This window comes from Microbacterium phyllosphaerae, assembly GCF_050628115.1.
GTDB classification, from domain to species: domain Bacteria; phylum Actinomycetota; class Actinomycetes; order Actinomycetales; family Microbacteriaceae; genus Microbacterium; species Microbacterium phyllosphaerae_A.
On the sequence record NZ_CP192502.1, the window covers coordinates 448,162 to 471,053 of the forward strand.

14 protein-coding genes and 1 tRNA gene are annotated in these 22,892 nt (G+C 67.9%); 6 read left to right on the forward strand and 9 right to left on the reverse strand.

Features of this window, described 5'->3' with window-relative positions; genetic code table 11:
- Positions 1-64 precede the first annotated feature (64 nt).
- Together ACQ4LY_RS02010 and ACQ4LY_RS02015 are read left to right on the forward strand one after the other, a co-directional pair.
- On the forward strand, positions 65-1,396 hold the full coding sequence (locus ACQ4LY_RS02010; protein WP_431074330.1) for a DUF1254 domain-containing protein: 1,332 nt from the start codon (positions 65-67) through the stop codon (positions 1,394-1,396).
- A gap of 197 nt (positions 1,397-1,593) precedes the next feature.
- Positions 1,594-4,212 carry an excinuclease ABC subunit A gene (locus ACQ4LY_RS02015; RefSeq protein ID WP_431074331.1) on the forward strand — a complete coding sequence of 873 codons (2,619 nt, stop codon included), beginning with the start codon at positions 1,594-1,596 and terminating at the stop codon, positions 4,210-4,212.
- A gap of 36 nt (positions 4,213-4,248) precedes the next feature.
- Here the strand turns inward: ACQ4LY_RS02015 and ACQ4LY_RS02020 are convergent.
- From ACQ4LY_RS02020 to ACQ4LY_RS02060, 9 genes are all read right to left on the reverse strand, one after another.
- Positions 4,249-4,337 (reverse strand) — tRNA-Ser (locus tag ACQ4LY_RS02020).
- 207 nt (positions 4,338-4,544) lie between these two features.
- Positions 4,545-5,552, reverse strand: coding sequence for a LacI family DNA-binding transcriptional regulator (locus tag ACQ4LY_RS02025; protein ID WP_431074332.1), 1,008 nt, complete (start codon positions 5,550-5,552; stop codon positions 4,545-4,547).
- Positions 5,553-5,595: 43 nt separating this feature from the next.
- Positions 5,596-6,273, reverse strand: coding sequence for a hypothetical protein (locus ACQ4LY_RS02030; protein ID WP_431074333.1), 678 nt, complete (start codon positions 6,271-6,273; stop codon positions 5,596-5,598).
- 2 nt (positions 6,274-6,275) lie between these two features.
- The gene (locus ACQ4LY_RS02035) at positions 6,276-7,217 is read right to left on the reverse strand and encodes a carbohydrate ABC transporter permease (RefSeq protein WP_431074334.1); all 942 of its coding nucleotides are present in this window, start codon (positions 7,215-7,217) and stop codon (positions 6,276-6,278) included.
- Positions 7,214-8,215: a carbohydrate ABC transporter permease gene (locus tag ACQ4LY_RS02040; RefSeq protein WP_431074335.1), complete on the reverse strand. Its 1,002-nt coding sequence runs from the start codon at positions 8,213-8,215 to the stop codon at positions 7,214-7,216. The genes ACQ4LY_RS02035 and ACQ4LY_RS02040 overlap by 4 nt, the downstream gene beginning before the upstream one ends.
- A 67-nt stretch (positions 8,216-8,282) precedes the next feature.
- Positions 8,283-9,578: an ABC transporter substrate-binding protein gene (locus tag ACQ4LY_RS02045; protein WP_056515434.1), complete on the reverse strand. Its 1,296-nt coding sequence runs from the start codon at positions 9,576-9,578 to the stop codon at positions 8,283-8,285.
- Between the two features lie 163 nt (positions 9,579-9,741).
- The gene (locus tag ACQ4LY_RS02050; protein WP_431074336.1) at positions 9,742-10,668 is read right to left on the reverse strand and encodes a family 43 glycosylhydrolase; all 927 of its coding nucleotides are present in this window, start codon (positions 10,666-10,668) and stop codon (positions 9,742-9,744) included.
- Positions 10,665-11,756, reverse strand: a complete 1,092-nt coding sequence (locus ACQ4LY_RS02055; protein WP_431074337.1) for a Gfo/Idh/MocA family protein — start codon at positions 11,754-11,756, stop codon at positions 10,665-10,667. The genes ACQ4LY_RS02050 and ACQ4LY_RS02055 overlap by 4 nt, the downstream gene beginning before the upstream one ends.
- 45 nt (positions 11,757-11,801) lie before the next feature.
- Positions 11,802-13,577, reverse strand: a complete 1,776-nt coding sequence (locus ACQ4LY_RS02060) for an ABC transporter ATP-binding protein (RefSeq protein WP_431074338.1) — start codon at positions 13,575-13,577, stop codon at positions 11,802-11,804.
- 69 nt (positions 13,578-13,646) lie between these two features.
- On the opposite strand from ACQ4LY_RS02060, the gene ACQ4LY_RS02065 reads away from it, so the two are divergent.
- From ACQ4LY_RS02065 to rhaI, 4 genes are all read left to right on the forward strand, one after another.
- Positions 13,647-14,612: a serine hydrolase domain-containing protein gene (locus ACQ4LY_RS02065; RefSeq protein WP_431074339.1), complete on the forward strand. Its 966-nt coding sequence runs from the start codon at positions 13,647-13,649 to the stop codon at positions 14,610-14,612.
- 293 nt (positions 14,613-14,905) lie between these two features.
- A complete protein-coding gene (locus ACQ4LY_RS02070) occupies positions 14,906-21,193 on the forward strand; it encodes a fibronectin type III domain-containing protein (protein WP_431074340.1) in 6,288 nt (2,095 codons plus the stop codon).
- Between the two features lie 112 nt (positions 21,194-21,305).
- Positions 21,306-21,671: an L-rhamnose mutarotase gene (locus tag ACQ4LY_RS02075; protein WP_431074341.1), complete on the forward strand. Its 366-nt coding sequence runs from the start codon at positions 21,306-21,308 to the stop codon at positions 21,669-21,671.
- Entirely contained in the window at positions 21,668-22,834 is a 1,167-nt protein-coding gene (gene rhaI / locus ACQ4LY_RS02080) for an L-rhamnose isomerase (protein WP_431074342.1), read from the forward strand. Before ACQ4LY_RS02075 ends, rhaI begins: the two co-directional genes overlap by 4 nt.
- Positions 22,835-22,892: the final 58 nt, after the last annotated feature.

Here is a 22,892-nt window from a genome sequence, read left to right on the forward strand (position 1 = left end):
GCGTTCCGCGCTAGCGTCGGGCCGCAGACCTTCATGCCCGTGCGAAGAGGAACCGGAGCCCACGATGAACCCCGACCTGACAGCGCTCGCCACCGAGGCGTACGTCTTCGGCTTTCCCCTGGTCTTCAATCTCGACCAGGTTCGTCGTTACGTGCACGAGGGCGTCGGAGCGAACCCGGCGGCTCCCTTCAATTCGTTCAGCCACGCGCGCACGATGGCCGGCCCCGCAGACACTTTCGTGACCATCAACAACGACACGCTCTACTCGATGGCCCAGGTCGACCTCAGCGTCGGCCCCGTGCTCCTGCGGGTGCCGGATACGGCGGGGCGCTACTACGTCCTGCAGTTCGTCGATGCGTGGACCAACAACTTCGCCTATATCGGGCACCGCGCCACGGGCACGCAGGCCGGGAAGTTCCTTCTCGTCCCTCCCGGCTGGTCCGGCGACGCGGAGGATGACGTCACCACGATCGAGTTCCCCACCCGCGTCGCTTCGATCGTCGGGCGCTGGGCGTGCGCCGGAGATCACGACCTCGCCTCCGTCGCCGCGCTGCAGGATGGAACCACGTTGACGCCACTGGACCCGCGAGCGCGGCCGACCGGCATCCCGCAGCCCGCCGACTCCGACTCCGACGCCCTCGTCTTCTTCGACAAGCTGCGTCTGTGGAGCCAGGCCTTTCCCGCCCCGGAGCGCGACCAGGAGCTCCAAGCACGCCTCACGCCTCTCGGGATCAACGCCGCCGATCGGTCGATACCCGACGTCGACGAGGAGGTCGCGTCCGCACTCACCGCGGGCTACGAGCATGGGCAGGCCCTCATCGAGAAGGTGCTCCACTCCGGCGGCACCAGCCCCGAGGCGAACGGGTGGAAGCTCACCTTCCACGCGTTCGACTACAACCTCGACTACTTCCAGACCGGCGCACTGGATGATCCCCGGTTCAAGATCAGCGACCCGAAGATGCGCATCATCGAACGAGCGGCGGCTGCCGCAGGAGGCCTGTGGGGCAACCACTCCTACGAGGCGGCGTACATCATGACCTACCTCGACGATCAGGGTGAGCAGCTCTCGGGATCGCGCACGTACACCCTGCACCTCGATCCCACACCTCCGGTGGGTGCCTTCTGGTCGTTGACGATGTACGACGTGCCGAACTTCTTCATGGTCGAGAATTCGATCGACAGGTACTCGATCGGAGATCGAACTCCGGGCATCGTCTACGAGCCGGACGGTTCATTGACGATCACGATCAGCCACAGTGTGCCCGCTGACACCGCTGCCCGAGCGAACTGGCTGCCGTCGCCGGCGGGCGATTTCCGCCCCGTGCTGCGCATGTACGAACCGGATCAGTCAGTGCTCGACCGCAGCTACGAGGTTCCGGCGATCGTCCGCGCCTGACGCACCCGCCGCGCACAGAGGAAGGCCGCACTCTGCGGCAGTCACGTCACCGGTGTGAGATCGGAGGGTCCGATCGAGCCCTGTCAAGGACTCCGACGAAGTCGGACGGGCGAGGTAACGTGACGCGGAGTCGGCGAATGTCGCATCCGTCCCCGCTGCATCCATCCACGCTGTGCGCGGGATATGAGAAGAGGTCCATGATGGGCGGGACCCCACCGTCGAAGCTCTCCGGCACGTCGAACGCCATCGTCGTGACCGGAGCACGTGTGCACAACCTTCGTGACGTCAACGTCGCGATTCCCCGCGACGCCCTCGTCGCTTTCACGGGTGTCTCCGGTTCGGGAAAGAGCTCCCTCGCTTTCGGCACCCTCTACGCCGAAGCCCAGCGCCGCTACTTCGAGTCCGTGGCGCCTTACGCGCGGCGGCTGATGAGCCAGGTCGACATCCCCGACGTCGACGCCATCGCGGGGCTGCCCCCGGCTGTCGCCCTCCCCCAGCAGCGCACCGCGGGCAGTGCGCGATCCACCGTCGGCAGCGCCACGTCGATCGGCAACGTCGTGCGCATGCTGTTCTCGCGCGTCGGCACGTACCCGCCCGGCGCAGAGCCGTTGTTCGCCGAGGACTTCTCAGCGAACACCGTGCAGGGCGCCTGCCCCCGGTGCCACGGGATCGGGCAGGTGTACGACGTGCCGCTGCACCTCATGGTTCCCGATGAGTCGCTGTCGATCCGAGACCGCGCTCTCGACGCCTGGCCGAGGGCATGGCACGGCAAGCAGCTCATCGACAGCCTGATCTCTCTCGGCTACGACATCGACATCCCGTGGCGCGATCTGCCTGAGGAGCAGCGCCAGTGGGTGCTGTACACCGAGGAGTCCCCTCAGGTTCCGGTGTTCACCGACCGTGGTCCTGCACAGGTGCGCAAGGCCGTCGCGGCCGGCATCGAGCCGTCGTACATGAGCACGTTCGTCGGAGTGAGGCAGTACGTGCTCAACACCTTCGCCCACTCGAAGAGCGCCAAGATGCGCGAGAAGGCAGCGAGCTTCATGGTCAGCGTCCGCTGCCCGCTGTGCGACGGCCGCCGGCTGAAGCCGGAGGCTCTCGCCGTGACGTTCGCCGGTCTCGACATCACCGAGATGGCCGGGCTGCCACTCGCCGACCTCGCCGCTCTGCTCGAGACGGCACTCGACCGATCCGACGGCGGGTCTGGCGCCGATCACGCAGTCGGCGAGGCGCTCTCGCCCGAGAAGCAGCTCGCGGCCGAGCGGCTGGTCGACGAGCTGCGAGATCGGGTGTCGCCCATCATCGAGCTCGGTCTCGGCTACCTCTCACTGGATCGATCGACCCCCACGCTCTCGTCCGGCGAACTGCAGCGGATGCGGCTTGCCACTCAGGTGCTCTCGCAGCTGTTCGGGGTGATGTTCGTGCTGGACGAGCCGTCCGCCGGGCTCCATCCCGCCGACGGCGAAGCGCTCGTGAGCATCCTCCGCTCGCTCAGGGACTCAGGCAACACCGTCTTCTTCGTCGAGCACTCCCTCGACGTGATCCGGCACGCCGACTGGATCGTCGACATCGGCCCCGGTGCGGGAGCGACCGGAGGCGAGATCGTCTACTCGGGTCCGATCGACGGGCTCCGACAGGCGGAACACTCCCAGACTCGGCGGTACCTGTTCGCCGACGAGCTGCGTGCCGACCAGCCGACGACGAAGCCTGCCTCTCGCGAGCCCGACGGCCGGCTCGAGCTCACCGACGTCTCACGGAACAACCTCCGCGGCGTCTCCGTGTCGATCCCCCTGGGCTGCCTCACCGCCGTCACCGGCGTCTCGGGCTCGGGCAAATCGTCTCTCGTCACCCAGGCTCTGCCCGATCTGCTGCAGAAGAGCCTTTCCAGCGAGGTGGACGGCTCTACCATCGACGCGTCGAGAGAGGAGCAGAGCGGCACGACAGCGGATCCGCTGTTCTCCTCGCCGACGAGCGAGACGACCGGACGCGCTTCCGGTCCCGCCGACCGCGTGCGGCGCGTCGTGCAGGTCAGTCAGAAGCCGATCGGCCGCACGTCACGATCGAACGTGGCGACGTACACGGGGCTCTTCGACCGCGTCCGCGCTCTGTTCGCTGCGACGCCCGAAGCACGCCGGCGACGCTACGCCGCGAGCCGGTTCTCGTTCAACCTCCCGAACGGACGATGCCCCACCTGCAAGGGCGAGGGCACGGTCGAGGTGGAGCTGCTCTTCCTCCCCACCGTCCACGCGCCCTGCAGCACGTGCGGTGGCACCCGCTACAACCCGGAGACCCTCGAGATCGAACTCCACGGGCACACCATCGCCGACGTCCTCGCTCTGAGCGTGAACGACGCACGTGCACTCTTCGCCGACGATGCCGACGTCGCGCGACACCTCGATGCCCTGCTCGATGTAGGGCTCGGATACCTGCCGCTGGGTCAGTCGGCGACAGAGCTCTCCGGCGGCGAGGCGCAGCGCGTGAAGCTGGCGTCCGAGCTCCGGCGCGCGCAGCACGGCGACACCCTCTACCTGCTCGACGAGCCCACTTCAGGACTGCATCCGTCGGACACCGACCGGTTGCTGGTGCACCTTCAGCATCTGATCGACGCCGGCAACACGGTCGTGATGGTCGAGCACGACATGCGCGTGGTCGCACAGGCCGACTGGGTGATCGACATGGGTCCGGGCGCCGGAGACCTCGGAGGCACGGTCGTGGCGCAGGGAACTCCGCGCGCAATCGCCTCGGAGAGCGGGAGCACGACGGCGTCATACCTTGCGGATGCCCTCGACGCTCAGGACCTCAGAGTCAGCACCTGAAACAGAAAATCCCTGCCGAGGCAGGGATTTCATCTGCGGAGACGAGGGGATTTGAACCCCTGGTCCCCGTGAGGGGACTCCACCTTAGCAGGGTGGTGCACTCGGCCGGACTATGCGACGTCTCCAGGCATCCGAACTCTCACGAGCGGATGCACCTTGCAAGCATAACGGGTTCAGCGGACAGTCACGAATCGGGACTCAGGCGACTTCGGCCGGGGCCGTCTGCAGGACGAAAGCACGTCTGCAGGACGAAAACAGACGGATGCTCCCGCATCCGTGCCCCGGTCCTGCACACTGCACGGGTTCCGAGCGCGCCACCCACCGACGATCGCTCAGCGACCGCTGGCGCTCGACTCCCGCACGACGAGCTCGGGCTGGAATCGCACCCGGCGGTCGTGCTCGACGCCGTCGAGCTCCTTCAGCAGCAGATCGACACCCGTCCAGCCGAGCAGCCTCGCGGGCTGGCGCACCGAGCTCAGCGGCACGACGGTGGCCGAGGCGAAGTCGATGTCGTCGTAGCCGACCATGGCGATGTCCTGGGGCACGCGGATCGCGGATCCGAAGCTGAACGCCTGAAGCAGACCGACGGCGAGCAGGTCGTTCGCGGCGAAGACCGCATCCGGGCGCGATTCAGGGGCACGCGCTGCGATGGCCTCACCCGCGGCCCTCCCCTGCAGCACGGTGAGCGCGGACTGCTCGAAGATCTCGAGAGTGACGTCGGGGTGGGCTGCGACCGCCGCCTGCACCCCCCGAAGACGATCGGCGACCTGATGCACCGACTGCGGTCCTCCGACGAACGCCAGTCGGCGTCTTCCGGCCGAGAGAAGGTGCTCGGCGGCGAGCCGGCCGCCCTCGACATCGTCGACCGACACCGAGGGAAGAAGCCCCTCCTCCACCTCACGGTCGACGAGGATCACCGGCATGCCGCCCGCGGCGAAACGGTGCACGGCCGAGAGGTCGTCGGAGGCGGGGGTCAGCAGCACCCCGTTGACCCGCTGCTCCTGGAAGAGTTCGAGATGAGCGACCTGGCGCTCATCTCGCTCGTCGCTGTTGCCGAGCAGCACGGTCATGCCGGCATCCGCTGCTCTGTCTTCTGCCCCGCGCACGACCTCGGCGAAGAACGGGTTGCCGATGTCGGGCACCACGAGGCCGATGCTGCGGCTGCGTCCTGCCCGCAGCTGTCTGGCCGCGTCGTTGCGCACGAAGCCGAGCTCCTGGATGACGCGCTGGACGCGTTCGACCGTCTTCGCGGACACGCGTTCCGGTTGGTTGAGCACGTTCGAGACGGTGCCGACCGAGACGCCGGCCGCAGCCGCGACGTCCTTCACCCCTACTGCCATGGCGTGCCTCCGTCCGTCCGCGCGTGCGCCAACGACTACCTTCTCATCCCTCGTGGTTCTCCCGGCGCCGACGACGCCCCGGCACGGCGACGACGGCGAGCGCCGCGCAGCCGATTCCGGCGATGAAGAGGGGCGCGAGCGCCCAGGTCACGACACCGGTGAAGACGGCTGCGGCCGCGATGTAGGCGGCACCGGCAGCATCCGCCCTGATCGCTCCTGGCACCGCACGCACGGCGTCCTTCCACCCGAGCGAGGGCGACCAGGCGCCCGCTGCGAGGAGCACGGCGACGGCGAGAGCGAGCAGCCCCGCCCAGCCGACGACCGCGATGGCCTCGCCACCGGGCAGAGCACCCGACCCCGCGAGCACCACGTCGATGGTCAGCGCGGTCGCGATCAGCGCAGCCGGCACGCCGACGGCGAGCGACGGCAGGATGCCGGCGCGCACGTCCTCCCAGAACAGCGCAGTGCGCGAATCCTCGGCGGCGACGAAACGTCGCAGGTGACGGATGCCGGCGGCCAGCGCGATCGGCAGGGTGACGACGCCGAGGGCGATGATCGTCATGAGCAGCCCGACTGTGAGCACCTCGCCGAACAGTCCGAACTTCGCTGTCGCGCCGGGGTTGACCCCCGGTTCGATCCCGGCGACCGTCGGACCGGCACCTGAGCGCGCCTCACGCTTCGCGGCGCGATGGGCCCGACGGTCTTCGCGGATGACCGACATGGCTATCCCTTCAGCCCCTGCGTGGCCACACCGTCGACGAGGAACCGCTGGAAGACCACGAAGAACAGCAGCACCGGCAGCAGTGCGACGAACGAGGCCGTGACGGTCGCACCGTAGTCGGACGACGAGGTCTGGTCGTTGTAGAGACGCAGCGCGATGGGCAGTGGGTAGTTCTCGGGGCTCGTCAGGTAGAGCAGGGGTCCGAGGAAGTCGTTCCACGCCCAGATGAACGAGAAGATCGCGCAGGTGATCAGCGCCGGCTTGATGAGCGGCAGGATGATCGACCAGAAGATCCGCAGGTGACCCGCACCGTCGATCTTCGCGGCCTCGTCCATGTCGCGCGGCATCTGACGGATGAACTGCACGAGCAGGAAGACGAAGAACGCCTCGGTGGCGAGGAACTTCGGCAGGATCAGCGGGATGAACGTGTCGACCCAGCCGAGCTGGTTGAAGATGATGTACTGCGGGATGATCACGACGTGGAACGGCAGCAGCAGCGTGCCGATCATCGCTGCGAACAGCACCCCGAGTCCCTTGAACTGCACGCGGGCGAACGCATAGGCCGCGAGAGCAGAGGAGAGCACGGTGCCGACGACCGCGGAGACCGCGAGGATCAGCGAGTTCAGGAAGAAGCGCCACATCGGCACTCCGGCGATGCCCTCCATGACCTTGCCGTAGTTCTCGATGGTCGGCGCCTGCGGGAACAGACCCGGGTTCTGACCGAACTCGGAGTTCGGCTTGAACGTCGACAGGAACAGCCACAGCAGCGGGTACAGCACCACCGCGGTGAGCACGATCAGACCGATGAACCAGATGACGGTCTGCCAGGTCTTGCGCTTGATCCTGCGACGAGGGGCAGGCGGGCCGGCGGGCGTCGTCTGCTGTGCGGCGAAGACCGGGGTCGACGCGGCACCCGACGTGGTGGCCTGGTTGGAGGTACTCATTTGTCGTCTCCCGAGTAGTGCACCCACGACCTCTGGGTGCGGAAGAGGATGAAGGCGATGATCGCGACGACGACCAGCAGCACCCAGGCGATCGCCGCGGCGTAGCCCATCTGTCCGTCGGAGAATCCGCGCTTGTACAGGTACACGGTGATGAAGTTCGTCATGCCGGCAGGGCCGCCGGTGCCGTTGGAGATGATGTAGGCCGAGGCGAACACCTGGAACGCACCGATCAGACCGAGCAGCAGGTTGAAGAACATCACCGGCGAGAGCATGGGGATCGTCACTGCGCGGAACCGGCGGTAGGCGTTCGCGCCATCCATCTCGGCCGCCTCGTAGAGCTCCTTGGGGATCTGCTTGAGACCCGCGAGGAAGATCACCATCGTCGCGCCGAACTGCCACACGGCGAGCAGGATCATCATCGGGAGCACGAGCCCCGGGTTCCCGATCCATCCTCCGAGGTTGATCCCGAAGATCTGCAGACCGCTGTCGACCGGACCGTCGGAGGAGAACATCGCTCGCCACACGATCGCGACCGACACCGAACCGCCGATGAGCGACGGAGCGTAGAACGCCGAGCGGAAGAAGCCCGCGCCCTTGTCACGGTAGTTCAGCAGCATCGCGACGGCCAGCGCCGCCGCCAGGGTGATCGGCGTGCCGATGAACACGTAGACCAGGGTGATCTGCGCCGACTGGATGAAGTTCGGGTCGTTCGTGAACAGGCGGATGTAGTTGTCCAGGCCGATCCACTTGGGCGGCTGGAAGATGTTGTACTTCGTGAAGGACAGGTAGAGGGAGTACACCATCGGCACTCCGGTCAGCCCGAAGAAGCCGATCAGCCATGGGGTGAGGAACGCATAGCCGGTCGCGGTCTCACGACGCAGTCGTGCGCGCTGTCCGGGCCGTGCGAGTTCGTTCTCGGGGCGGCGGCCGCTGCGCAGCGCCCGCCCTCGCCCGGACTTCTTGCCCGTGACGATCGTCCTGGTCGCCGTCGTGCTCATGACAGCTCCTTCCGAAGTGGATGGGGTGCGGTGGGTCGGGCGGACGTCGCCCGACCCACCGGCGGAATCACTGGTTGAGGACGACGTCCATCTCGGAGAAGAACTGCTCCACGGCCTCGTCGACCGTCGTCGTGCCGAAGTTCAGCTCGGTGCCGAGTACCCGGAACTTCTCCTCGAGGGTGCCGTAGCCGACGATCGGCACGGGCGGTGCGTCGCCGAGGCGGTCGGAGATGGACTCCTCGTAATCCTTGACGAGCTGGCTCATCGGGTCGAGGTCGGCCGCCTCGAGGGCGGTCTCGGATGCCGGGAGGCCACGGTTCGTGCCGAAGATCTCACCGGACTCGGGCGAGTTCACCAGGAAGTTGACGAGCGTCGCCGCTGCCTCCGGGTGCTCCGTCTTGGCCGAGATCGTGTGCAGCATCGACGGCTTCAGGTAGAGGTCCTTCGCGCCGTCCTTGGTGACGGGAGGAGCCACGAGGCCGAGCTCGGTGTAGTTCTCACCGAGGTTGGCGAGGTAGCCGGCACCGAAGTTGTCCCACGTCAGCTCGCTGGCGTTCTTGGCCGCATCGAAGGCGCTCAGCGGGTTGAGCTCCTCGACGGTCTGCTGAGGAACGACGGCGCCATCGCGGATGTCGTCTCCGGACTCCCAGAACTCCTTCAGGCGGTCCTCGTCGAAGCCGGGGGTGCCGTCCTCGTCGAACAGGTTCTTGCCTTCGCTGCGCAGCTGGATCTCGAAGTTCTGGATGCGGCCGGTCCAGTCCGATCCGCCCCAGAACGCGCCGCCGCTGGCATCGGTGACCTCGCCGATCCACTCGTCGTAGTCTTCCCAGTCGCCACCGGCGAACTGCTCGACGCCCGCGGTCTCGAGGAGCGCCGGGTTCGTGAACATGCCCCACGCGTTGGTGGAGGTCGCGATGCCGTAGGTGGTGTCGTCGACGACGCCGATGCCGAGGATGTTCTCGGGCAGCGGGTCGGTCTCGATGACGGATCCGAGGTAGGGCTCGAGATCCAGCAGCAGACCGTTCTCGGAGTACTGACGCAGGTACGAATAGTCGAACTGCATCACGTCGGGGAGTCCGCCACCGGCGGCCTCGGTCTGACGCTTCTCCCAGAACTCCGGGAACCCGAGGAACGTCGCGTTCACCGTGATGTTCGGGTACTCCTCGTTGAACGCCTCGATCGCCTGGTTGTACAGGTCGGCGCGGACGTCGTTGCCCCAGAACGCGAGGTCGAGCGTGACCTTCTCGTCGGGATCGTAGGTGGCCCCGCCCTCGGGGCTGCCACCGCCGGCGCAGCCGGCGAGTACCAGCGCTGCGCTGGTGGCGACGGCCGCTGCGGCCGCCAGACGCTTCTTGCTGAACATCGTTGTCCTCTCTGGTGAACGTCCTCGTTCGGCTGAGCCGCGGAACGCCTGTGTCCATGTGGTGCGGGATGCGATCTCCGAAGTGCGGGGAAAACGCTTACCTGCACGCTAATCCAGATTGAAACGTTTCGCAACCGGCAATTCCGCGGCCGGATTACATCGATTACCGCGGGATCTTCCAGTCTTTCACGACCAGGTTCCCGGCCTCGACGTCGAGACCCAACCGATATACCGCAGCTCTCCGCTGCTCACCCGTCGCAGCGTGCACAGGTGCCGCCTCGGCGGTGGCGAAGAAGTAGAACCACAGCTCGTCACCGTCGCGCACATGGGCGCCGTGATTGCCGTGCCCTCCCCCGGGAGCATCGGTGAGGATGACGGCATCATCACCGCCCTGGCGGGTCCACCCGACGCCGTCGTCGGAGCGATACACGCCCATCCCCCGCCACTCGTCGACGATCATCCACCAGAATCCACCGAGGTCGAAGACCGTCGGCCCCTCATGGGGGCGTCCGCCGATCGCGACACCGTCGAGACGCCATTCCGCGAGGTCGGCGGATGACGCGACCATCGTGACCGAGTCCGCCGCCTCGTCCTTGTACCAGATTCGCCAGAGGCCGTCAGGGGTGCGCGCGACCGCCGCGTCGATGACCCGATCGCTGCTCAACGCCAGCGGTCCGCGTCTCACCCAGCGACGGAGGTCGTCTGAGACGTACTCCACGATCTCGCGCACGAATCCGGGCCAGCGGTCGGGAATGCCGTCGATCTCGGTCAGGTACATGCGCCACCGGACGCCGTCCCAGACGACCTCGGGGGCCCAGTGCGTGCGCTCGACGTCGACAGGCGGCAGGCCCGGCACCAGGACGAGGTCGGATGCCGCGGGCTCGAGCGTGCCGTCGTACGTCCACTCGACTCCATCGTGCGAGGTGGCGACACCGATGCGGCTGCCGTGGATCCACGAGACGCCGGGCCCCGCGTCCTCGAGGCTCGCCCGGCGCTGCGTGTAGAACATCCACCACAGACCGTCCGCATCGATCACGACCCGCGGATCCGTGGCACCGTCGTAGACGGGGTCGCGGTAGAGCTCGATCATCGGCGGAGGTCGGTCACAGGGCTCGCGAAGCCGGCACGATGCGTCGGATGCGTCCCCAGAAGTTCCGGCGTGATGACCGCGCCGTCGGCGGCCGCCGAGGCGTAGATCCCCGCGACGATCTCGAGAGACCGGGCGGGAGCATCCGCGGTCGCCGGCAGGGGCTCGCCGTCGAGCAGCGCGTCGAACACGTCACGCAGCAGCGGCCCGTGGTCGCTGCGCTCTTCGACGTCCGGGAACGCCCACGAGTTCGCCTCGGCCTCGAATCCGGGCGCCGGGGTGATCCGCCAGTTCTCGTGCCCGTGACCGTAGACGTGGTCGACCGTGATCGTGGCCTTCTGCGTGTCGATGCGGATGGAGCTCGTCTCGCGCGGCGATACGGCGCTCGTGATCAGCTGCGCCACGACACCCTGCTCGAAGACTATGGTCGCGGTCGACACGTCCTCCGTCTCGGTCTCACGGTCAAGCCTCCAGAGCCGCCCCTGCACCGACGACCAGTCACCCAGCAGGTGAGCGAGCAGATCGATCTGATGGATGCCGTGGCCGAGCGTCGTGCCACCGCCCTCCGTCTCCCACCTGCCGCGCCACGGCACCGCGAAGTAATCCGCGTCACGGAACCAGAGCGTCTGGCACACCGCGACGAGCGGGCGACCGAGCGCTCCGCGCTGCAGCAGTCCGCGCACGTGCGCTGCCGCCGTGCCGGTGCGCTGCTGGAACACGACAGCAAGCTGCCTGTCGGCTGAGAGTGCGCCCGCGCGCATGTCGTCGAGCTCATCGAGTGAGGGCGCCGGCGGCTTCTCGACGATCACGTGGGCGCCGGCCGCGAAGGCGGCCAGCGACTGCGCGCGGTGCGGACCCGGCGGGGTGCAGATGAGCACGACGTCCGGATGCTCGGCGGCGAGCATCTCGTCGAGGTCGGAGTACGCGGCGGCGATGTCGTATCTGACGGCGAACTCCCGAGCCTTGTCGAGGCTGAGGTCGGCGACGGCGACGAGTTCTGCGCGCGGGTACGCGGCGACTGCGCGGGCATGGGAGTTCGCCACGGCTCCGGTGCCCACGAGGGCAGCGCGAAGGGTCTTCTCGGAAGTCATCTGTCCTCCTCAGGACGGTGAGTCTGCGTCATCTCAGATCGCCGGTCATCTCATGCCGTTCTGCACCAGGTGCAGCCGAGCGTATCGCCCGTCGGCGGCGAGCAACTCATCGTGCGAGCCCTGCTCGACGATGCGGCCGTGTTCGAGCACGACGATGCGATCGGCCTGCCGGATGGTCGACAGCCGGTGCGCGACGACCAGGGTGGTGCGGCCGCGCATGAGTCGTTCGAGAGCCTCTCTCACGAGGCTCTCCGATTCGGGATCGAGGGCACTCGTCGCCTCATCGAGCAGCAGAATGCGCGGGTCGCGCACGAGCGCACGGGCGATCGCCAGTCGCTGGCGCTGGCCGCCCGACAGGCGCGCTCCCCGCTCGCCGACCACGGTGTCCCAGCCATGGGGCTGCTCGCTCACGAACTCCCACGCATTGGCGTCGCGCAGCGCCTGCTCGACGCGGCCCGGCGTGACGTCGGGCATGCCGTAGGCGATGTTGTCGAAGACCGACCCTTCGAACAGCACCGACTCCTGCGGCACGACCGAGATCGACCGCCGCACCGTGCGCAGGTCCAGCTCCTGCATGTCCTGGCCGTCGAGCCTGATGCGGCCGCTGGTGGGTCTGACGAAGCCGAGCACCAGGTTCAGGAGCGTCGATTTGCCCGACCCCGACGACCCCACGAACGCGACGGTCTCGCCCGGCGCGATGCGCAGATCGATCTCGAACAGGGCGTCGTCTTCGGCATCCTCATATCGATGCGTCGCCGAATCGAGCACGATCTCGCCGGTGACGGCTGAGACGACGCGCTTGCCGGAGTTCTGCTCGATGTCGGGCTCCTGCAGCACCTCGGCGATCGAGCGCACCGACTCGAGGCCGCGAGCGCCGACGGGGATGAGCATGAGCAGCTGCGTGAGCCCGCCGGTCAGCAGCGTGAAGTAGCTCGAGAGCATCACGACCTCACCGGGCGTGATCGGCAGGAATCCGGTGAGCGCGCACACCGCGGCGAGCATGAGGCAGGCGACGCCGAGCAGCTGCATCGCGACCCACGAGATCGACGCGACGCGGCCGTTCAGCAGATCGAGGTCGAGCCCGGCCCGACGCACTCCGTCTGCGCCGCCGGCGACCCGGGTGATCGCCGTCTCCTCGAGTCCGTGGGCTCGGGTCACGGGGATCAGCGATGCCATCTCGCCGACCCGGGCCGAGAGTGTCTCGATCTCGCGGCGGAAGATCTCGTTGCGTCGCTTCGAACGGTTGCGCATCCCATAGCGGATGCCGATGGCAATCGGCACAGCGAGAGCGTAGACCGGCAGGAACTGCGGCACGGTGACGGCCGTCATGGCCAGCGCACCGAGCATGACCATGGTCGACGACAGCAGCGGATGAGTGACCTGCTGCAGCATCAGCTCGACGTTCTCGACATCTCGCACGACCTTCGTCTGCACGATCGACGAGCTCATTCGCGTGTGGTACCCGATCGAGAGGCTCTGCAGTCGCGCGGTCAGGGCGTTGCGCAGGTCGGCGCCGAGGTCGCGCACCACGGTCATGAAGTTGCGCGTGTAGATGATGTGGTTCGGATAGTTCTGCAGCAAGAGGACCGCCGCGAGGGCGAACCACCAGAGCACCTCGGTGACGTCGCCCTTGCTCGCCACCACATCGATGATCGCGGCGGTGATCACCGGCAGGAACCACAGCGGGATCTCCTTCACCGCGAATGCCGTGATCGCGAACGTGAGGCGCCACGGGCGGCGCGCGACCAGACGCAGCACAGAACGGGTCGGGTGCTGACCGTCGATGAGCGCAGCCGGGTGGGAAAGCGCTTTCTGTCGCATGGTCCTATCGTAGAGTCCGAGCAGTCGCCACGGAAGCGCGACGGCAGGAATCGCCAGGAGATGACACTTATGACCTTCGACGCAGCGTTCGACTGGGCCCGCCGCCACGTGCACGCGGAGCGGCTGCCCACCGCCGTCGTCGGTATCGCGACCGCCGACGGCATCGTCGGCCTCGACGGCTTCGGCGCAGCCACGGATGCCGTGTATCCGCTGTTCTCGATCACGAAGGTCCTCACGGGGATCACGGCAGCGAGGGCGATCGAGCGCGGACTGCTCACCCCGAACACTCCGTTGACCGACGCCCTTCCCGACTTCGGCTCGTCTCGCGATGACATCGTGCGCCTGTGGCATCTCGCCTCGCACACATCGGGGATCTCCGAGCCGGCGCTCGACACGGCCCTGCCGCTGCGCCACGAACTGCTCACCAGAGGACGCGACTTCGCCGCCGGAACCGCCTCGAGGTACTCGACGCTGGCCTTCGAGGGCATCGCGGCGATGATCGAGCATGCGACCGACACGACATGGGATGACGGCACTCTCGACTGGGCTGCCGGAATCGGTGCGATCGGCCTGACGCTCGACACCGCGCAGTCGGTCGGCGTGCCTGACGCTGCGGCGGGCGGGCTCGACCTCGATCGATTCCACGCCACACGGGCACCGGGTGCGGGCCTGCTGGGCAGGGCCGAGGACCTGCTGCACCTGGGCACCGAGCTGCTGCGAATCGACCGGGGCGGCCGCGACGGCATCCTCTCACCGGCCGGTCTCGCCATGATGCGTCGCCCGCTCACGGGAGACATCCCGCGCCTCGACCCGTATCCGGACGAGCGTGGTCAGGACTGGGGGTTCACGTTCAATCTGCGCAGTCGCGCCCCCGGCCTCCTCGACCGCGACGTCTTCGGCCACGGCGGGTGGGCCGGCACCGAGTTCTGGGTCCACCCCGGTGCGGGGGTGGCCTGGGTGCTGCTCACCAACGCCGCCGTCCGGCCGGGCGTCGATGCCGACGAGCTCGACAACGCGGTGGTCAGCGCACTCTAGCGCGGCCTGGCGCGCGACGGTCGGCACCCGCGCGAGCCGCCCGGCCCATCTTCGAGAGACACCCTGAAACGTCTCAAGACAGTTCTGAAACGTCTCAAGAAAGTTCTTGCCACCGCCTCCGACCGCGTGCAAGGATCGGTGCCAACCCTCGGGAATACGTTTTCCGGGCAATTCGGATCCATCGATCGGCCGAGACGAAGTGGTCTCTTTCGCCTCGGCTCCCCCTTTTGATATCCGCACCGACGCGGGTCTCTCAGTCGTACCCCTTAGCCAGTGATGTCCAAGGAGGAACCGTGGAGCATTCCACCCGTTCTGCACGAACGTCCCGTCCGTTCCCGCGCCTGCGCGCAGGGCTCGCCGCCGCCACGATCGCCGCCGTGATCGGAGCGACCATGACCGCCGTTCCGGCGGCGGCCGCGCTCGAACCGGCCGCCGATGGCGCCTGGCGCTTCGACTTCGGCACGGCTACGAGCCCGGTCGCCGAGGGATACGAGCCAGTGGTCGCGACCTCGCTTTACACGGCCGCATCGGGATGGGGAGTGACGGTTCCCGACGGCGTCGCACTGTTCGCCCGTGACCGCACAGGCAACCGCACTCCGGCGGATCCGGTGGCCGAGGACTTCGTCGCCGGGACCTCCTGGGGCTTCCTGCTCGACAGCGTCCCCGCCGGCGAGTACGACGTGACCGTGACCATCGGCGATGCGCTGACGACGGCGTCGAGCACGAACGCGACGCTCACGCTCGAAGGTGTCGCGCAGACGCGACTGCTGTCACCCAAGGGCGGCTCCACCACCGAGACGTTCCGCACGAAGGTCGAAGACGGACAGCTGACCGTGGGCTTCACGGGGAGCGGCCTCGGGGCCTACGTCAACGGACTCGTCGTCGCCCCGGTGCTCCCTGCGGTGCCCGCCGACCTCGCAGTCGCCAAGGTCGCCTGGAACACGGTCGATCTGACGTGGACACCCTCTGATGGCGCCACGGCCTACCGTGTGCTGCGGGCCGACGTCGCTGGCGATGCTGTCGGCGAGTTCACTCAGGTCGCCGAGACCGAGACGACGACGTTCTCCGACACCGCCGTCGCCGAGGGCGACACCTTCGCCTACGTGGTCGAGTCCGTCAATTCCTATGGGCTCGTCTCCGCCCGCACCGCCGAAGTGCGCAGCGGCGCCATCCCGGCCCTCGCCGTGCCGGCGACGCCTGAGGGACTCGCGGTCGCGCAGGTGACGAAGGATGCCGTGGCGCTGACCTGGACCGCGACGCCCAACGCCGACGAGTACGCCGTCGAGCGCGCGGGTGCCGACGGACTCTTCTCCCCCGTCGCCACGGTGTCCGCACCTGCCTTCACCGACACCGTCGACACGTCAGAGAAGTGGTCGTACCGGGTGACCGCACGCAACGCGGCAGGTACCTCCGATGCCTCCGTCGCCGTCGATTCCGCGGTCTACGCGGCGCCCGCGCCCCTGCCCGCCGGCGACCGGATCGTCTTCGACTTCGGGCCCGGCGCCCTCGCCGACGGCGCCGTCGGCGTCACCTCGGCCATCGGGTTCTCCGACGAATGGGGATACGGCTTCAGCACGGCTCCGACCTCCGCCGAGCCCGATGTCGACCGCGGCGGCGACGACCCGCTGCGCGCAGACCACGTCGCGGCCCAGGGCGGCACCTTCGAGGTGCAGCTCGGCGCCGGCGACTACATCGTCACCGTCATCGCGGGTGACCGCACTGCCGCGAGCGAGATCGCGATCACCGCGGAGGGCATCGCCAAGGTGCAGACGACCGCGAAGCCCGCCGGGGAGTACCTCGAGATGGCCTTCCCGATCGCCCTCATCGACGGGCGCCTGACCCTGCAGGTCGGCGGTACGGCGGCGGCGCTCGACGCGCTGACCATCACGCGCCAGACGAGCCGCGCTCCCGGAGCGCTGCCGACCGTGTATCTCGCCGGCGACTCGACCGTCCAGACCTACACCGACACGTTCGCACCGCAGGCGGGATGGGGGCAGATGATCGACCGCTTCTTCGCCGACGACGTCGCGTTCGCGAACCATGCGATCGGCGGACGATCCTCGAAGAACTTCATCACGCAGGGCCGTCTCGACGAGATCCTCCGCGGGATCCGCCCCGGCGACTATCTGTTCGTGCAGTTCGGCCACAACGACGCGACTCAGGGCGTCGACGATCGCTACGCGTCTCCTGCCGACTACAAGGAGTACCTGCGCAGCTATGTGCAGGGAGCCCGCCAGCGCGGAGCCACCCCCGTGCTCGTCACGCCCGTCTCGCGCCGCAGCTTCGACGCTGCGACAGGGGCCGCCAACGTGAGCTTCCCCGAGTACGTGGCGAAGATGATCGAGCTCGCGCAGGAGGAGGGCGTGCCGCTCGTCGACCTCTCTGCATCGAGCCGCGCCTACCTCGACGAGATCGGCCCCGAAGCCGCGAAGTCGGTGTTCCTCTGGGTCGACCCGGGCATCTTCCCCGGGCGCCCCTCCGGCACCCAGGACGACACGCATTTCCAGGACTACGGCGCGATCCAGATGGCGCGCCTGATCGCCCAGGACGTCGCCGCCCTCGACGACCCCCTCGCCGCGAAGGTCATCGACGTCGAGCCGCCCGCCGCGGTGCCGGCCGCACCCGCGAATCTCGTGGCCGGCTCCATCTCGAATGCCGGCGCCGTGCTGCAGTGGGACGCATCCTCGGGCGCCGATATCTACCGCATCGAACGCCAGGCCACCGCGGACCCCGAACAGGTCTGGTCGCTGGTGACCACGACCACGCAGACGAGCGCCATCGTGCAGGGCCTCGCCGAGGGCGCGGGATACCGCTACCGCGTCTTCGCGGTGAACGGCCGGGGCGTCTCGGACGCGTCGAACACCGTGAGTTTCTCGACCAAGCAGGCAAAGTGGAAGTTCGACTTCCAGCTCACCGGCGGGGTCGTGATGCCGGGCTACACCGAGGTGAACCCCGACGACGGGTACACGGCTGATGCCGGATTCGGCTTCGAGGCCCCGTTGGCCGCGAGCGCCGGACGCGACCGGGGGACCGCGGGTGGTGCGAGCGACCTCGAGCGGGACTTCGTCCTCCCCGGCGACTCGAGCGAGTTCCTCCTCGACGTGCCGAACGGCACCTACTCGGTCAAGACCTACTCCGGCGATTGGATCGGCTCCACCCGGACCAACTTCGACATCGAGGGCAAGGCCTTCGGGACGGGCAACGCCGGATCCGGATCCGTCAACGCGTCGGTCCGCGGCCCTGTGCTCGTCACCGACGGTCAGCTCACCGTGCGGGTGCACGGTGCCGCCGCAGGAACACGCCTCAACGGCATCGAAGTGACTCCGATCCTGCTCGGCCCGGCCGGCCTCGAGGTGACGGACGTGGACGCGGATCCTGCTGCGCCGACCGTCTCCCTCGCCTGGACCGCCGAGCCGGGGATGACCTGGAAGGTGTATCGCACCTCGGCGTTCGAGAAGTCGTCGACCCTGGTCGGCGAGACGACGACGGCCTCGTTCGTCGATGCCGGCGCCCGCCTGGGGCTCGATTACACCTATCACGTGACCGCAGTCGACCAGACCGGGCTCGAGTCGGTGCCCTCGGCATCCGTCGACGTGTCCCTGGTGGACCCGGCTGTCGCCGCTCCGTCTTCTCCCACCGCACTCGCGGTCGACCGGCTCGAGAAGCGCGAGGTCGAGATCTCGTGGGCGCAGCCGAGCACCGCCGTGTACACGATGGTGTTCCGATCCGAGATCGAGGGTGAGCGTGGTGAACTCGCCGGCTTCACCAGCTCGAACCGCTTCGTCGACACCGCCGTGCTGACCACGATCCCGTACCACTACACCGCTGTCGCGGTGAATGCCGGTGGTGCAGGGCCCGACTCCGCGCAGCTGAGCACGGAGGCGGCCACGGTGCTGCAGCGGCAGGCCGAGTACCTCGACCGTGCGCCTGCAGCGGTGCAGACGGGCGATGGCGTTCTGGTCAGCTGGCGCATGCTCGGCACCGACCCCGATGCGATCGCCTTCCATGTGTACCGAGACGGCACCCGCATCACGGACGAGCCGATCACCGACTCGACCAACCTCCTCGACGCCGACGGTTCGAGCGACTCGACGTACTTCGTCACGAGCCTCCTCGACGATCGCGAGGTCACGGTGACCGACGAGTTCGGAGTGCAGGACGGCGACCACCTCTCGATCCCTCTCGACAAGCCTGCCGACGCGTACACGAAGGACGGCCAGCCGTACTCGTACCGCGCCAACGATGCGAGCGTCGGAGATCTCGACGGCGACGGGCAGTACGAGATCCTCGTCAAGTGGGACCCCTCGAACTCGAAGGACAACTCGCAGTCGGGTTACACGGGCAACGTGTACCTCGACGCCTACCGTCTCGACGGCACGCGCCTGTGGCGCATCGACCTGGGGGTGAACATCCGGGCAGGCGCGCACTACACGCAGTTCCAGGTGTTCGACTACGACGGCGACGGCCGCGCCGAGGTGGTCATGAAGACCGCTGACGGCACGATCGACGGCGTGGGGCAGCCCATCGGCAACGCCAGCGCCGACCACCGCAACAGCACGGGCTACGTGCTGACCGGCCCCGAGTACCTCAGCGTCTTCGCCGGACTGACGGGGGCTGCGGTCGACACCGTGGACTACGTGCCGGCCCGAGGCGACGTCGGCTCGTGGGGCGACACCTATGGCAACCGGGTCGACCGGTTCCTGGCGGCGACCGCCTACCTCGACGGCGAGCACCCCAGTGCGATCTTCAGTCGCGGGTACTACACCCGGGCCGTCATGGCGGCGTACGACTTCGACGGCACGACGCTCACTCAGCGCTGGGTGCTCGACTCGAACGACCCTGGCAACGAGGGCTTCTACGGGATGGGCAACCACAACCTGTCGGTCGCCGACGTCGACGGCGATCAGAAGGACGAGATCGTCTTCGGATCGGCCACGGTCGACGACGACGGCAGGCTCCTGTACTCGACCGGCCTCGGCCACGGCGACGCGATCCACGTCTCAGACCTCGTGCCCTCGAACCCCGGGCTCGAGGTGTTCGCCGCACACGAGGAGATGAACGCCTCGGGCAACGTCGGCGCGACGATGCGCGACGCGCGCACGGGTGAGGTCCTGTGGTCCATTCCCGCGGCCAAGGACACCGGTCGTGCCGCCTCCGGCGACATCGACCCCCGGTACGAAGGCGCCGAAGGCTGGGCGATCGGCGGTGATGCCGCGTGGAACTCCCCCGTCGGCCAGTTGCGCTCATCTACCGGTGAGCTCATCGGCGAGCGCATCCCTGCGGCGAACTTCCTCGCCTGGTTCGACGGAGACCCGCTGCGGGAGATCGTCGACCACGACTGGAACGCCGAGACGTCCACGGGCGTGCCGACCGTGTCGAAGTGGAACTGGGAGACAGAGTCCAGCGACGTGATCCTGAAGGCTGCGGGCGCGCTCTCCAACAACAGCACCAAGGGCACGCCGAACCTGCAGTCGGACCTCTTCGGCGACTGGCGCGAGGAGATCGCCTGGCGCTCCGACGACTCGACAGAGTTGCGGATCTACTCGACCACCGACGAGACGGATCTGCGCCTGCGGACCCTGATGCACGATCCCGTGTATCGACTCTCGGTCGCGTGGCAGAACACCGGGTACAACCAGCCGCCGCAGACGAGCTTCTTCCTCGGCGACGGCATGGAGCAGCCGCCGGCTCCGCGCATCGCGGTCACCGGCGATCCTTCGGGGGCAGTCGATCAGACGGCTCCCGTGGTCTCGGGAATGCCTGCGGACGGCACCCTGTTCGCCAGCACGTCGACCTTCACCGTGGACGTGACGGCCGCCGATCCCGAGTCCGGGGTGCGCACCCTCGACGTCACCTTCGACGGAGAACCCGTCGCACCGGGCCAGACGATCGACCTGGCCGACCTCGTCGGACCCCACACGGTCACGGTGAACGCGGTCAACCACGACGGCCTGGTCACCCGTGCGGAGGCTCAGATCCTGGTCTACGACGACGAGTGGCCGACGGCGAAACCCGCCCGCGGCACGCTGTCGACGGACTCGGGCTGGGACACCGGTCTGCACGACGGCGAGTTCACCGTGTCGATGAACCTCTGGCACGGCGTGAACGGGGCGGTGTTCCGGCTCTACGAGAACGGGACGCTCATCGCGACGAAGCTCCTCGACGCCGACTCGCCCAAGGCCCAGCTCACCACCGTCTCGGTGAGTGGCCGCACTGACGGCACGTATGTGTACACGGGCGAGCTGACCAACGCGAAGGGCACGACGTCGACGACGTCCATCACGGTCAAGGTCAAGGACGCCGCCCCCGGGGTACCCGTCGTCAGCCACGACAACTGGGATCGCGACGGCAGCTACACGGTGACCACCGACCTCTGGTGGGGCACCAACGGCACCGAGTACCGGCTCTACGAGAACGGGGTCCTGATCGACACCCAGGCTCTGGTGACCGCCTCCCCCTCGGCGCAGCGCGCGCAGACGGCGATCACCGGTCGCGCACCCGGCGCGTACGCGTATGTGGCCGAGTTCTCGAACGCGGCGGGGGCCACAGCCTCGAGGAGTGTGACTGTGACGGTGAGATGATCAGCGGATCCACCCGAGGCATGGCCGGTCGCTTGACAGAGCGACCGGCCATGCTAGTCTGGGAGACATTGAATGAAACGATTCAAAACCCCTCGATGAAGAGAGACCCATCATGACCCGCGTCGCGTTCCAGTTGCAGGTGCGTCCTGAACTGCTCGACGAATACCTGGCCCGTCACTCGCCCGTGTGGCCCGAGATGCTGGCAGAGATCGCGGCCGCCGGCCGCCGCAACTATTCACTGTTCCTCGCAGACGGTGGTCGGCTGATCGGCTACTACGAGGTCGACGACGACTCCGCAGCACAGGCGTACCTCGCGGCCTCCCCCGTCGCCGCACGCTGGGAGGCCGAGATGGGCCGCTTCTTCATCGGGCTCGACGGTCGCCCCGACCAGGCAGCCGCCACACTGACCGAGGTGTTCCACCTCGAAGACCAGCTCGACACCCACAACCGCAACGACACCGAAGGCAGCGCCTCATGAGCATCCTCTCGTCCGACAACCTCGCAGCTCTCGAGCAGCAGGGCATCGAGCTCCCCAGCTGGGCGTTCGGCAACTCCGGCACCCGCTTCAAGGTGTTCGGCACGCCTGGCACCCCGCGCGACCCGTGGGAGAAGATCGCGGATGCCGCGCAGGTCAACAAGTACACCGCCCTCGCTCCTTCGGTGGCGCTGCACATCCCGTGGGACCTCGTCGACTCGTTCTCGGACCTCCGCAAGCATGCCGAAGACCTCGGCGTGACTCTCGGCACGGTCAACTCCAACACGTTCCAGGACGACGACTACAAGTTCGGCGCCCTGACCCACGAAGATCCGACGATCCGCCAGAAGGCGATCGACCACCACCTCGCCTGCATCGACGTGATGGATGCCACGGGCAGCCGCGACCTGAAGATCTGGCTCGCAGAGGGGTCGAACTACCCGGGCCAGGCCGACCTGCGCGGGCGCCAGGACCGCCTGCAGGAGTCGCTGCAGCAGATCTACGCACGCCTCGGCGACGACCAGCGCCTCGTGCTGGAGTACAAGTTCTTCGAGCCGGCGTTCTACCACACGGATGTTCCCGACTGGGGCACGTCGTACGCTCAGGTCTCGTCGCTCGGCGACAAGGCGATGGTGTGCCTCGACACCGGCCACCACGCCCCCGGCACCAACATCGAGTTCATCGTCATGCAGCTGCTGCGCCTCGGCAAGCTCGGCTCGTTCGACTTCAACTCGCGCTTCTACGCCGACGACGACCTGATCGTCGGCGCGGCCGACCCGTTCCAGCTGTTCCGCATCCTGTTCGAGGTGGTCCGCGGCGGCGGTCTCAACAACCCTGACGTCGCGTTCATGCTCGACCAGTGCCACAACGTCGAGGACAAGATCCCCGGCCAGATCCGCTCGGTGCTGAACGTGCAGGAGATGACGGCGCGTGCCCTGATCGTCGATCGCGAGGCACTGGCCACGGCGCAGAAGTCCGGCGACGTGCTCGCCGCGAACGCCGTCTTCATGGACGCGTTCTACACCGACGTGCGCCCTGCCCTCGCCGAGTGGCGCGAGTCGCGCGGACTCGCCGCCGACCCGATGGCGGCCTACGCCGAGTCGGGTTACCAGCAGAAGATCGCCGCGGAGCGCGTCGGCGGTGTGCAGGCCGGCTGGGGCGCCTGACCCTCGACTGCTGAGACCATGAGACCCGTCGGGATGCGGGAGCCGATCCCCGCATCCC